A 12,804-nucleotide genomic window follows, 5' to 3' on the forward strand; every position below is an offset into this window, starting at 1 on the left:
CGAGCCATCGGCTCGCGCAGCACCGAACGCCCGAACGCTCTGCGTTCGGGCCGGGGTGCGGGTTGGGGTGAGGGCCGCCCCCCAAACAAAGATGACTAATGGAAGTAGCCCACCCCACCCACCTGAGGTAGCGTTGCCCCACAACGAACGCGAGCCGCCGTGGAAACCCAGTTCCTCAACACCTTCGTCACCATCGTCGACCAAGGCTCGATGGCCGCCGCCGCGCGCGTGCTCGGCATCACCCCGGCCGCGGTGGCGCAGCAGATCCGCACCCTGGAACGCGAGATCGGCGCGCCGCTGATCGCGCGCGTCGGCCGCACCGTCAGCGTCACCGAGGAAGGCGCGCGGATCCTGCCGCGCACGCGCGAGCTGCTGCGCAACATCGCCGACCTGCGCAGCGTCGCCACCGAAAGCGAAATCGCCGGCGAGCTGCGTCTGGGCGCCTGCCCGACCGCCCTGGCCGGGATCCTGCCCGACGTGCTCGCGCGCATGGTCGAGACCTTTCCGCAGATCAACGTCTTCATCAAGCCGGGCTATTCGGCCGACCTCTACCACGCGGTCGAACAGGGCGACCTGGATGCGGCGATCGTGCTGCAGGCGCCTTTCCCGCTGCCCAAGACCTGCGAATGGCAGTTGCTGCGCGAGGAGCCGCTGATCGTGCTGGCGCCGGCGCACCTGGCCGACCGCGACCCGCACGAACTGCTCGCGACCCAGCCGCTGATCCGCTACGACCGCCACCAATGGGGCGGCCGCCAGGCCGAGGAATACCTGCGCGCGCAGCGCATCGTGCCGCGCGAACGCTTCGAATTGAACGCGCTCAACGCCATCGCGGTGATGGTCGACCGCGGCCTGGGCGTGTCGCTGGTGCCCGACTGGGCGCAGCCGTGGCCGGAAGGCCTGAAACTCGCGCGCATCCCGCTGCCCGACGCCTCGGCCAAGCGCTGCATCGGCATCGTCTGGTCGCGCTCGAGCGTGCGCGTGCGCCTGGTCACCGTGCTGCTGCAGGAAAGCAAGAAAGCCATGCAGCAGCGCAGCGCCCCGAAGCCCCTGTAGGAGCGGCGCGAGCCGCGACCGCGACACCACGCATACGGCGCGACCGTGCAAGCCCGCAGTCGCGGCTTGCGCCGCTCCTACAATCGCAAACGAAACCACGCCGTCTTTGCCGCAGCGCAGCAAGAATTTCTAACGCCTCACCCAACAAAACCTAGCCTCTGAACATAGCGCGCAAAGGTTCTATGCCCGCGGGCGAACGCATAGTCTCGCCAACATCCGGGGATCGCGCGATGTCGGGGACGTCGCCACAAGGACGCGGCCACGCTGCCGTCGGGCCAACGCCGGAACGATGCGCGACGCCGCTCGCGGCGCGCGCCGGCCTTCGCACCACCACGACGGAACCGAACATGCTCAAGCCACTTTCCGCCGCGATCGGCAGCGCCTTGCTGCTCTCCTTCGCCGCCGGCACCGCCGCCGCCCAGGACGCCGCCGCGCCGGCCGCGCCCGAAAGCGAAACCGCCAGCGAAACCGCCGCCGACCGCGCCGCGGTCAACCTCGACAACGTCGTGGTCACCGGCACGCGCAGCCCCAAGGCGGTCGACAAGATTCCCGGCGCCATCACCCTGGTGTCGAAGGCCGAACTCGCGCGCAGCCTGGTGCTGACCGAAGACGCCACCGCGGTGCTGGCGCGCACCGTGCCCGGCTACGCCGAATCCTCGCAGGCGATGAGCAACACCGGCGAAAACCTGCGCGGCCGCGTCGCCCTGCGCCTGTTCGACGGCGTGCCGCAAGGCTCGCCGCTGCGCGAGGGCACCCGTAACGGCACCTTCACCGACATGGGCATCGTCGGCCGGATCGAAGTCATCAACGGCCCGTCCGCGTCCGAAGGCATCGGCGCGGCCGGCGGCATCATCAACTACCTCTCCGCCGCGCCGACCAAGGAAGGCAACGAGTTCACCGTCATCAGCCGCTACACCACCCAGTTCAAGGACGACAGCGCCGGCTGGAAACTCGGCTTCAACTTCGCCCGCAAGGCCGGCAACTTCGACATGCTCGCCAGCGCCTCGTTCCTGGATCGCGGCATCACCTACGACGGCAACGGCCGGCGCATCGGCATGAACACCAGCGGCTCGCTGGCCGATACCGAATCGCGCAACCTGTTCCTCAAGGCCGGCTACGACTTCGGCGAAGACGGCACCCAGCGCATCGAAGGCTCGGTCAGCCACTTCAACATCGAAGGCAAGGCCAACTACATCCAGGTGCTCGGCTGCCGCCCCGACGAGCGCGCGCTGTGCGGCGAGACGCGCACCAACACCTCCGAACGCGGCAAGATTTTCGGCTCCAAAGCCGCGATCAACGACTTCAAGCAATACCAGCTCACCTACACCCACAGCGATTTCTTCGGCGGCACCCTGACCGTCAACGGCTACAAGGCCGACCAGGAAATGCGCTACCTGCCGGAGAACACCATCGACCGCCAGGATCCGCTGCTCGGGCCGATCGGCTCGGTCTGGGACCAATCCGAGATCGTCACCAACAAGAAAGGCCTGCGCACCTCATGGGCGCGCCCGTCGCTGTTCGCGGTCGACGGCCTGGAGCTGCGCGTCGGCGTGGACCTGGTCGAAGACACTGCCGAGCAGCGCCTGGCGCTGACCGACCGCCTGTGGGTGCCGCCGATGGAGTACAAGAGCCGCGCGCCGTGGATGCAGCTGTCCTGGGACATCGGCCCGGTGACGTTGTCCGGCGGCCTGCGCCGCGAAGACGGCGAGTTGCACGTGAACGACTACACCACCACCTGGTACCGCGACCGCCGCCACGTCGGCGGCGGCACGCTCGATTATCAAGAGAACCTGAGCAACTTCGGCGCGGTGTGGCGCATCGACGAGCGGTGGTCGGTGTTCGGCTCCTACGGCGAAGGCTTCACCCTGGCCAACGTCGGCATCCCGCTGCGCAACGTGCAGTGCTCCGGCGACGGCGGCAGCATCCAGACTGACGGTTGTCCGAACGATCCGCCGATCAGCGTCGGCGACCTGCTCGACCTCAACGCCATCGTGGTCAAGAACACCGAGTTCGGCTTCAACTGGCGCGGCGAGCGCGGCTCGCTGAGCGCCTCGCACTACGATTCCAAGTCCGACTACGGCCAGTCGCTGGCGATCGATCCGGTCACCAACGATCTGGTGCTGCTGCGCGCGCCGGTGCGGATCAAGGGCGTGGAAGTCTCCGCCGACTGGCGCTTCAACGACGCCTGGCGGGTCAGCGCGGTGTACTCGCGCACCCGCGGCAAGACCGCGTTCTGGACCGCCGACGCGGCCGGCCGCTTCGGCGCCGGCGGGCTCAACAAGCCGATGGGCGTGCTCGACATCAACCCCGACAAGCTCGCCTGGACCGTGACCTGGAACTTCCGCCCCAACGCCGACGTGAGCCTGGGCGCGACCACGCTGTTCTCGCGCGACCTGTCCGGCAGCGACGTGCGCGGGTTCGACAACCGCGCCTTCAGTTTCAGCGAAAGCACCAAGGGCTATACCTTGTTCGACCTGGGTTTCAACTACGCGACCGAGCGCTACGGCAAGTTCTCGCTCGGCATCGAGAACCTGCTGGACAAGCAATACATCCTGAGCTGGTCGCAGCCGCCGGGCGGGTTCCAGAACTACTGGGCCGGGCGCGGGCGCACGATCTCGCTCACCCACACGTTCAAGTTCTGAGTTCCGCGGCGCAGGCCTGACCGGAACGCCCTCATCCGCCGCGGCAAGGACGGCCGCGGCGGCCTTTTCTTCGTTGCAGGAATCGACTTGCCTACTCGCGCTTTCCGCTGCCGCCGCTGGTCCGTCCTGATCGTGGGATGGATGGCGATGGGTGCGGCTTGCGCTGAGGTCGGGCACAAAGGCATCGGGCCTGAAGGTCCTCGCACACACGGCCATGCGGCATCAGCGGACCTTGTGGGAGGGCCTTCAGGCCCGATGCTTTCCGCTCAGCCCCTGTCGAACGCCTCGCCCTACGCAGCCCTGCACGCCTTCCTGGACCGCGCCACCCGCCCCGGTGGCTACCTCGGCGCAGTCAGCCTGATCGTGCGCAACGGAAACATCCTCGACTTCCACGCCTACGGCCAACGCGACCTCGCCCGCCGCGAGCCGATGCGGCGCGACGCGATCTTCCGCATCTACTCGATGAGCAAGACCGTCACTTCCGCCGCGGTGATGCAGTTGGCCGAACGCGGCCTGATCGACGTGGAAGCGCCGATCGAACGCTACCTGCCCGAGCTGGCGCGCCGTCAGGTCGCCGCCGGCGGCACCGCGGACGCGCCGCGGCTGCGTCCGGCGCGACGGCCGATCAGCGTGCGCCACCTGCTGACCCACACCGCCGGCTTCGCCGCCGGCCTGCCCGGCGACGAACTCGCCGCGGCGCTGACCGCGCGCCACGACCCGCACGCCGCGCACGACCTCGCCGGCTTCGTCGCCCGCCTCGCCGAGGCGCCGCTGGCGGCCGATCCGGGCACGCGCTTCGGCTACGACGGCGCCGCCACCGAAACCCTGGCGCGGCTGGTCGAAGTCGTCTCCGGGCAGGCCTTCGACGCCTACCTGCGCGAGCATCTGTTCGCGCCGCTGCAGATGCGCGAGACCGGCTTCGCGGTTGCAGTCAGCCAGCGCAAGCGCATCGCCGACCTCACCACCACCGGCGACGACGGCCATCTGCGCCTGGACGACGGCCCGTCGCAACGCGAACCCGGCGCGCCGCTCAACGCCTATCCCAGCGGCGCCGGCGGCTTGTACTCCACGGCCTGCGACTACGCCCGTTTCGCCCAGATGCTGCTCGACGGCGGCCGCATCGCCGAACGCGCCGGCTTCGCCCGGTGCGGCGGCCAGCGCGCGCGCGGCCCCGGCCCGCGCGTGCTGCGCGCCGACACCGTCGCGGCGATGCTGCGCAACCAGCTGACCATGCTCGATCCGCCGGTGCATCAGTTCGATCCCGGCGAGGGCTTCGGCTTCGGCGGCGCGGTCGTCGTCGATCCGGCCAAGCGCAGCGCGCCGGCGTCGCCGGGTCAGTTCGGCTGGCCCGGCGCGGCCTCGACCACCTACGCCATCGACCCGCAGCGCAAGACCGTCGCGATCGCGCTGTTGCAACATCTGCCGCGCGCCGGCGCCGCCGGCGATCCGCCGCGCCTGAGCCGCGATTTCTACCGCCTCGCGTTCGCCGCCGCGGACGCCGCACCGAGCCCGCCATGACTGCGCCATCGCCCCGCACCGTTCTCGTCGCCGGCTCGGCCAATCTCGACTTTGTGGTGCGCGCCGCGCACGCGCCCGCGCCCGGCGAAACCGTGCTCGGCCGCGAACTGGCCACTTATCCGGGCGGCAAGGGCGCCAACCAGGCGCTGGCCTGCGCGCGCGCCGGCGCCGCGCCGACGCGCATGCTGCTGGCCCTGGGCGCGGACGCGCACGCCGGGCCGATCGAGCGCTCGCTGCGCGACGGCGGGGTGGAACTGATCGTGCGCCGCTGCAACGAGCGCGCCACCGGCACCGCCTTCGTCTGCGTCGCCGACGACGGCGAGAACGCGATCGTGGTCGCGCCCGGCGCCAACGCCGCGCTGCGCGGCGACGACCTGCCCGCGCTCGACGGCGTTGGCTGGTTGCTGTTGCAGCTCGAATCGCCGCTGGACGCGGTCGCGGCGTGGGCGCGGCAGGCGCGCGCGGCGGGCGTCGCGGTCGCGTTGAACGCCGCGCCGGCGCAGGCTTTGCCGAGGGCGTTGCTCGCCGACATCGACCTGCTGATCGTCAACGAAGGCGAGCTGAGCGCGCTGACCGGCCTCGCCGATCTCGACGCCGCGCTCGCCGCCGTGCGCGTGCCGCGCGTGGTGGTGACCCTGGGCGCGCGCGGCTGCCTCGCCCGCGTCGATGGCGCGCGTTTGCGCCAGGATGCGTTCGCGGTCGAAGCGGTCGATACCACCGCGGCCGGCGACACCTTCTGCGGCGCGCTGGTCGCGGCGCTGGCCGGCAGCGAAGCGTTCGCCCATGCCTTGCGCCGCGCCTGCGCGGCCTCAGCGCTGGCCTGCACCCGCCCCGGCGCGCAGACCAGCGTGCCCAGTCATGCCGAAGTCGAAGCGCTGTTGCACACTGCCGAGGGCCCGGATTTCGTGGGAGGGACTTCAGTCCCGATGCCTTCCGGTCAGGTCGCCGCGATCTGAGACAAAAGCATCGGGACTGAAGTCCCTCCCACAGTCGCTTCGCCTCTTTCACTTTCCCGAACTCCAGTCCGCCCATGTCCGAATACGACCCCGCCGCCGACGCCGCCCCCGAAGCCGAACGCCCGCGCGTGCGCAGCGAGTACAAGTTCTCCCACGTCACCACCCAGCGCTATCTGCCGCTGCCGGGCAAAGCGCCGGGCTGGCCGTTCGCCGAGATCGGCCATTGGAAGATCGACGTCGACGCCAGCCTCGACGACTGGATCGAAGAGCTCAAGGACTGGCGCCGCGAGCACCTGGTGCGCATCGGCTACGACGATGCGCATTACCGCCGGCCCGAGCTGCAATGGGCGCAGCGCAACTTCGTTCACGCGCAGATGATGGTCGAGGACCGCTACTTCTACGATCCGGTGGCAGGCCGCTACACCGTCGACCGCTATCTCGACGACCTGGAGCGCCGCTATGGCGGCATCGACAGCGTGCTGATCTGGCCGGTCTATCCCAACATCGGCGTCGACGACCGCAATCAATTCGACCTCGCCCGCGACCTGCCCGGCGGCCTCGACGGCCTGCGCGGCGCGGTCGCCGATTTCCACCGCCGCGGCGTGCGCGTGTTCCTGCCGACCATGCCCTGGGACCACGGCACCCGCGACAGCGGCCGCCGCGACTGGGACTGCGTCGCCGAACTGGTCAAGGCGGTCGGCGCCGACGGCGTCAACGGCGACACCTACAACGGCGTGCCGCGCGCGTTCTTCGACGCCTGCGACGCCGCCGGCCGCCCGGTGGTGCTGCAGCCCGAATCGACCATCAGCGCCGAGGAAGCGCTGATCTGGAACGTGCAGAGCTGGGGCAAGAAGGCGCCGAACGAGCCGGTGCCGCCGGTGGCCAAGTTCAAGTGGCTGGAACCGCGGCACATGATCAACTACGAGAACCGCTGGGGCCGCGACCGCAACCACGACCTGCAGTACATCTTCTTCAACGGCATCGGCTACAACGCCTGGGAGAACATCTGGGGCCTGTGGAACCAGCTCACCGAACGCGACGCGGAAACCCTGCGCCGCATCGCCGCGATCGAGCGCGAGTTCGCGCCGCACTTCGTCAGCGCCGACTGGCGGCCGTACGCGCGCACCCTGCAGCACGGCGTGTTCGCCAGCCGTTTTCCGCACGAGGGCGCGACGGTGTGGAGCGTGGTCAACCGCAACGAATCCGATCTCGACGGCGAGATGATCGCGGTCGCGCACGCGCCCGGCCAGCGTTACTTCGACCTGTGGAACGGCGCCGAGCTGGCGCCGCGCGTGGACGGCGAACGCGCGCTGCTGGCGTTCGCGCTGGAGCGCCGCGGCTTCGGCGCGCTGCTGGCGCTGCCGGCCGGCGCCGCGCGCGACGGACTCGATGCGTTCCTGGCGCGGATGCGGACGATGTCGGCCACGCCGCTGCGCGAGTACAGCGCGCAATGGGCTTCGCTGCCGCAGACCCTGGTGGCGATCGCGCCGACCGCGCCGGCCGCGGCCGCGCCGGAAGGCATGGTCGAGATTCCCGCCGGCGAATTCGACTTCGTCGTCGGCGGCGTGCAGATCGAAGGCCAGACCTGGGACGGCGCCGACGTGCAGTACTCGTGGGAGAACAGCGCGCGCCGCAACCATCGCCGGCGTCTGAGCCTGCCGCGCTTCTTCATCGACCGCACTCCGGTGACCAACGCGCAGTACCTCGACTTCGTCCGCGCCAGCGGCTATGTCCCGCGCGATGCGCACAACTACCTGCGCGACTGGGTCGACGGCGCGCCGCGCGCCGGCTGGGAAAACCGCCCGGTCACCTGGGTCGCGCTCGAGGACGCCCGCGCCTACGCGCAGTGGGCCGGCAAGCGCCTGCCGCGCGAGTGGGAATGGCAGTACGCCGCGCAAGGCGGCGACGGCCGGCGCTATCCGTGGGGCGACGACTGGCGCGACGACGCGGTGCCCGCGCCGAACCGCGGCCGCCGCGTGCGCGCGCCGGATCCGGTCGACGCGCATCCGGCCGGCGCCAGCGCGTTCGGCGTGCTCGACCTGGTCGGCAACGTCTGGCAATGGACCGACGAATACTTCGATGAACACACCCGCGCGGCGGTCCTGCGCGGCGGCAGCTCCTATCAGCCGCAGACCTCGCATTGGTACTTCCCGCAGGCCTACCGCCTCGACCAGCACGGCAAGCTGCTGCTGATGGCCCCGTGCAAGGACCGCTCGGCCTGCATCGGCTTCCGCTGCGTCATGGACGCGGAGTAAGCGCATGCATCGCTACGCACCCGCGCTCGACCCGGCCGGCATCGTCCTGCGCGGCCCGCTCGGCGAGGCGCTCGACGCCAATCTCGGCGGCCGCCTGGCGCATTTCATCGTCGACGAAACCAGCCCGGCAATCGCGCTGTTCGCGCCCGAGCGCCGCCGCCACAACAGCGAAGGCGACTGGTACGGCGAACACGCCGGCAAGTGGCTCAGCGCCGCGGCCAAGGCCGCCGCGCGCAGCGGCGATGCGCAGCTGCTGGGCAACGTGCGCCGCGTCGCCGACTTCCTGGTATCGGTGCAGGAACCCGACGGCTATCTGGGCACCTACGCGCCCGAGCGCCGCTTCATGCGCAAGCAGCCGCCGAAGCCGGTCAGCTGGGACGGCGCGCCGAGCGTGCGCACCTGGGACATCTGGACCCATGCCTATCTGATCCTCGGCCTGCTGGAAGTGCACAAGCACTTCCCCGAGCCGCGCTACCTCGACGCGGCGCGCCGCATCGGCCGGCTGTGCCTGCGCACGCTCAACGACGGCGGCATCGACATTACCGAGCTCGGCAACCACTTCGGCCTGTCGGCGACGGTGCTGCTCGACCCCGCCGTGGAGCTGTACTTCGCCACCGGCGAGCGCGATTTCCTCGACCTGGCCCTGACCGTGCTCGGCCAGGCCGACGCGCATCCGCCGCTGGCGCTGCTGACCCGCGCGCTGGCCGGCGTCGATGCGGCCGAGATCGCCACCGGCAAGGCCTATCAGCTGGCCTGGAACCTGGTCGGCCTGGCCAAGCTGCATCGCGCCAGCGGCCACGCCGATTACCTGCGCGCGGCCGAATCGCTGTGGCGCAGCATCCGCGAGCGCCATCTCACCCTCGGCGGCGGCCCCTGGGGCGGCGTCGCCCATCGCTCGCGCGAGGTGTTCAACGTACCCGGCGCGTTCAGCCCGCAGGGCTATGTCGAAACCTGTTCGACCCTGGCCTGGATCCAGCTCAACCGCGAATTGCTGGCGATCACCGGGCAAGCGCGCTACGCCGAGGAGATCGAGCGCTCGGCCTACAACGACCTGCTCGCCGCGCAGGCGCCCGACGGCGAGGACTGGTGCTATTACGTGTTCCCGAACGGGCGGCGCGTGCACACGACGTACTGGCGCTGCTGCAAGTCCAGCGGCGCGATGGCGGTGGAGGAACTGCCAGGCGTGGCTTACGCGCTGGGCGAGGACGGCGCGATCACGGTGAACCTGTACGCCGCGGGTTCGGCGCGCTTCCCCCATCCGCTCGCTGGCGAGCTGTCGTTGGAGCAAGCCACCGATTACCCCTACGACGGCGCCATCCGCATCCGGGTGACGCCGCAACGCGCGGCGCGGTTCGCGCTGCGGCTGCGGATTCCGTCGTGGGCGCGGGGCGCGCGCGTCGAGGTCGCCGGCGCCGCCGTCGCCGGCGAACCGGTCGCGGGCGACTATTTCGCCATCGAGCGCGAGTGGCGCGAAGGCGATGCGGTCGAGCTGCGCTTGCCGATGCGGCCGGTCGCGCACCGCGCGCGCAACCGCAACGTGCAGGAATCGCGCGCGCCCGACGGCAGCGCGGTCGCGCAGGAAGTGCTGCATCACGAGTACGTGGGCTTCACCTGCGGCCCGCTGGTCTACGCCACCGGCCTGATCGACGGCTTCAAGACCGAGGAAACCGTGCGCCTGCCCGCCGCGCCCGAATCGGACTGGCTGCAATGGACGCCGCCGGACGGCGACGCGCCGCCGCAGCTGCAACTGCGGCTGGGCTATCGCGCGCCGCTGCTGTTCGAGCCGTACTACCGCGCCGGCGGCCGCCGCGACGGCGCCTGGCGCCTGACCTGGCTGTCGCTGGCGCCGGACGGCTCGGACGGCTCGGCCGATCAAGGCCCGCACTGCGACTTCGCGCACGATCCACACGCCCCAAGCAAGAATTCGTAACGCCAGAACATATGCCGCCTGCCTGTTCGCGCGACGCGCGCGGGCGCACAGTTGAATCGCCCGCACCGTCGCACCGTCCAAGCTCCGCCATCCCACGCATGCATTCCCGCTCCCCGCTTCCGCCCGATCCGAACCGCGCCGGCGCCGGCCCGCTGGCCGGCGTGCGCGTGCTCGACCTCAGCGCCTACATCGCCGGCCCCTACGGTTGCGCCCTGCTCGCCGATCAGGGCGCGGACGTGATCAAGGTCGAGCCGCCCGACGGCGACAACCTGCGCCAGTACCCGTCCACGCTGGCCAGCGAGAGCCGCGCCTTCCTCGGCGTCAACCGCAGCAAGCGCGGCATCGTGCTCGACCTCAAGCGCGCCGAAGACCACGCCGCGCTGCTGCGGCTGGTGCGCGAGGCCGACGTGCTGGTGCACAACTTCCGCCCCAGCGTGCCCAAGCGCCTGGGCATCGATTTCGAACGCCTGCAGCTGATCAATCCGCGCCTGATCTATTGCGCGGTCAGCGGCTATGGCGAAACCGGGCCGATGAAGGACAAGGCCGGCTACGACCAGGTGCTGCAGACCATGACCGGCATGTGCGCGCTGCAAGGCAAGCGCGGCGGGCCGCCGGAAATCATCTACGGCTCGGTGGTGGACTATTACGCCGCCGCCCTGCTCGCCGGCGGCGTGGCCTCGGCGCTGTACGAACGCGAGCGCAGCGGCCTGGGCCAGTTCGTCGGCGTGTCGCTGCTGCGCAGCGCGCTGACCATGCAATCGGCGCGGCTGATCTGGGCCGAGGGCGAGGGCCTGGACATCGGCCGCGACATGCGTTCGGGCGGCGTCACCGGCATCCATCCGACCCGCGACGGCCACCTCTACATCTCGGCCAACACGCCGCGGTTCTGGCAGGCCCTGTGCGAAAAGACCGGGCTGGCCGCGCTGGCCGCCGATCCGCGCTACGACAGCGTGCGCAAGCGCGCCCAGGCCGCCGCCGAGATCGTGCCGCAACTGCACGCCGCCCTGGCCGCGCGCACCGCGCTGGAATGGGAAGCCGCGTTCGGCGACGAGGTGCCGTGCGCGGCGGCGCGGCGCATCGAGGACATGTTCGAACACCCGCAAGTGCTGGCCGAAGGCATCGTCGCGCCGATCGAGCATCCCGGCGTGGGGCGCTATCGCGGCGTGGCGCAGTCGATCAAGTTCGGCCGCACGCCGGGGCCGGCACCGTTCGCGGCGCCGGTGCTGGGGCAGGACACCGAGGCGGTGAAACGCGAATTGGGCGAGTCGGGGGACGTGGCGGCGCGCAGGCGCGGGTGAGGCGTGGGTTGCGTCGTAGGCGAATTTTCTCGGTCGCGGCTCGCGCCGCTCCTACAGGGGCTCCGGCCGCTTCGATCCCGACTGTAGGAGCGGCGCGAGCCGCGACCGCGCCAACCCAACCACCGCGCCGCTCAATCTCCGAACTTCCGCCACAGCTCTTCGAAATGCCCCGAGAAGCTGCGCACCAAGTTGGCATCGTCGGTCACCACCAGGTTCTCTTCGTTGCTGGTGGTCGCGCTGCGGGTCCAGTTGAAGCTGCCGTTGGCCAGCAACCGCCCGTCGAACAGCGCGAACTTGTGGTGCATATGGAACGGGCTGTCGTCGATGCGCAGCGGCACCCCCGACTCCAGCAGCCGCGGCACGTCGCTGCCGTCGTCGTGACGCTTGTCGTTGTCGCTGATCACCCGCACCGCGATGCCGCGCCGGTGGCAGGCGAGGATCTCCTCGGTCAGGCGGTCGTCGGAGATCGTATAGACGCACACGTCCATGCTGCGCCTGGCCGCGCGGCACAGCTCGCGCAGCTTGCGCAGGCAGGCGTCGCCGGGCGCGAAGAACGCGCTGGACACCGCCGCCGGCGCGTCGGCGACCGCGTCCAGGGTCTTGACCACCTGCTCGAGCCAGCGCAGCGAATCCAGCGTGCGCGGCGGCTGCGCCAGCATCAGCTCGCGGGCCATGTCGAAGGCGCGGTTGCGCAGGTAGCGCACGCGATCGGCCGGCAGCCGCGCGCCGAGTTCGCGCAGTTCGAACTTCTCCTCGTTGTCCAGGGCCAGGTCGGCGACGCTTTCGCGCAGGGTGCGGTCGAGTTCGGCGAAATCCATCGGAACCTCAGCGCTGGGTGCGGCCGTTGAGCCGGTCGGCGAATTCGTTGAGCGCGCGCTGCAGCTCGCGCTGCTGCTCGGTCATTTCGGCGCGGGTCGGGGCGTCGTGGACCTCGCGTTCGCCGAGCCGCTGGAACAGCTCCACCATCGCCGCGTTGACCCGGCTCTGGCGCTCGTCGTTGTCCTGCAGGCGCTCGACCAGCGGCACGAACGCCTGCTGCAACTGCGGGCCGAGCCCAGTCAGCGCCGCGCTCAAGGCCGCGCCGGCGTCCGCCGGCGGCGCCGCATCGGGCTCGGCCTGCGCCGCGGCGATGCGCTCCAGCGCCGCCAGCAG

At 70.7% G+C, this 12,804-nt stretch carries 9 protein-coding genes; 7 read left to right on the forward strand and 2 right to left on the reverse strand.

All coding sequences use genetic code 11. The annotated features are described in order from the left end of the window. Positions 1-159 precede the first annotated feature (159 nt). From A7A76_RS16000 to A7A76_RS16030, 7 genes are all read left to right on the forward strand, one after another. Positions 160-1,053: a LysR substrate-binding domain-containing protein gene (locus A7A76_RS16000; RefSeq protein WP_206412120.1), complete on the forward strand. Its 894-nt coding sequence runs from the start codon at positions 160-162 to the stop codon at positions 1,051-1,053. A 347-nt stretch (positions 1,054-1,400) separates the two neighbouring features. After that, complete coding sequence (locus A7A76_RS16005) at positions 1,401-3,695, forward strand: TonB-dependent receptor (protein WP_206412121.1); 2,295 nt, start codon at positions 1,401-1,403, stop codon at positions 3,693-3,695. A gap of 255 nt (positions 3,696-3,950) precedes the next feature. Continuing rightward, positions 3,951-5,213: a serine hydrolase domain-containing protein gene (locus A7A76_RS16010; protein WP_206412122.1), complete on the forward strand. Its 1,263-nt coding sequence runs from the start codon at positions 3,951-3,953 to the stop codon at positions 5,211-5,213. Further along, positions 5,210-6,169, forward strand: coding sequence for a ribokinase (locus A7A76_RS16015; RefSeq protein ID WP_206412123.1), 960 nt, complete (start codon positions 5,210-5,212; stop codon positions 6,167-6,169). Before A7A76_RS16010 ends, A7A76_RS16015 begins: the two co-directional genes overlap by 4 nt. Before the next feature lie 74 nt (positions 6,170-6,243). Continuing rightward, complete coding sequence (locus tag A7A76_RS16020; RefSeq protein WP_206412124.1) at positions 6,244-8,424, forward strand: SUMF1/EgtB/PvdO family nonheme iron enzyme; 2,181 nt, start codon at positions 6,244-6,246, stop codon at positions 8,422-8,424. 4 nt (positions 8,425-8,428) lie between these two features. Beyond that, positions 8,429-10,354, forward strand: a complete 1,926-nt coding sequence (locus A7A76_RS16025) for a glycoside hydrolase family 127 protein (RefSeq protein ID WP_241200979.1) — start codon at positions 8,429-8,431, stop codon at positions 10,352-10,354. 98 nt (positions 10,355-10,452) lie between these two features. Further along, positions 10,453-11,652 (forward strand): CaiB/BaiF CoA transferase family protein, encoded by a 1,200-nt coding sequence (locus tag A7A76_RS16030; RefSeq protein ID WP_206412125.1) that lies wholly within the window; start codon positions 10,453-10,455, stop codon positions 11,650-11,652. Positions 11,653-11,783: 131 nt separating this feature from the next. Here the strand turns inward: A7A76_RS16030 and A7A76_RS16035 are convergent, their stop codons facing one another. Next, positions 11,784-12,470, reverse strand: coding sequence for a phospholipase D-like domain-containing protein (locus A7A76_RS16035; protein WP_206412126.1), 687 nt, complete (start codon positions 12,468-12,470; stop codon positions 11,784-11,786). 7 nt (positions 12,471-12,477) lie between these two features. Continuing rightward, a partial coding sequence (locus A7A76_RS16040) for a hypothetical protein (RefSeq protein WP_206412127.1) occupies positions 12,478-12,804 on the reverse strand: 327 nt, incomplete at its 5' end.

It is taken from the genome of Lysobacter enzymogenes, from assembly GCF_017168095.1.
Classification (GTDB): Bacteria; Pseudomonadota; Gammaproteobacteria; order Xanthomonadales; family Xanthomonadaceae; genus Lysobacter; species Lysobacter enzymogenes_D.

Excerpts from the sequence above, each read along its gene's own strand:
- A7A76_RS16025 (WP_241200979.1), top strand. The coding sequence starts at position 8,429 with ATGCATCGCTACGCACCCGCGCTCGACCCGGCCGGCATCGTCCTGCGC.
- A7A76_RS16015 (WP_206412123.1), top strand. The coding sequence starts at position 5,210 with ATGACTGCGCCATCGCCCCGCACCGTTCTCGTCGCCGGCTCGGCCAAT.
- A7A76_RS16005 (WP_206412121.1), top strand. The coding sequence starts at position 1,401 with ATGCTCAAGCCACTTTCCGCCGCGATCGGCAGCGCCTTGCTGCTCTCC.
- A7A76_RS16010 (WP_206412122.1), top strand. The coding sequence starts at position 3,951 with ATGCTTTCCGCTCAGCCCCTGTCGAACGCCTCGCCCTACGCAGCCCTG.
- A7A76_RS16030 (WP_206412125.1), top strand. The coding sequence starts at position 10,453 with ATGCATTCCCGCTCCCCGCTTCCGCCCGATCCGAACCGCGCCGGCGCC.
- A7A76_RS16035 (WP_206412126.1), bottom strand. The coding sequence starts at position 12,470 with ATGGATTTCGCCGAACTCGACCGCACCCTGCGCGAAAGCGTCGCCGAC.
- A7A76_RS16020 (WP_206412124.1), top strand. The coding sequence starts at position 6,244 with ATGTCCGAATACGACCCCGCCGCCGACGCCGCCCCCGAAGCCGAACGC.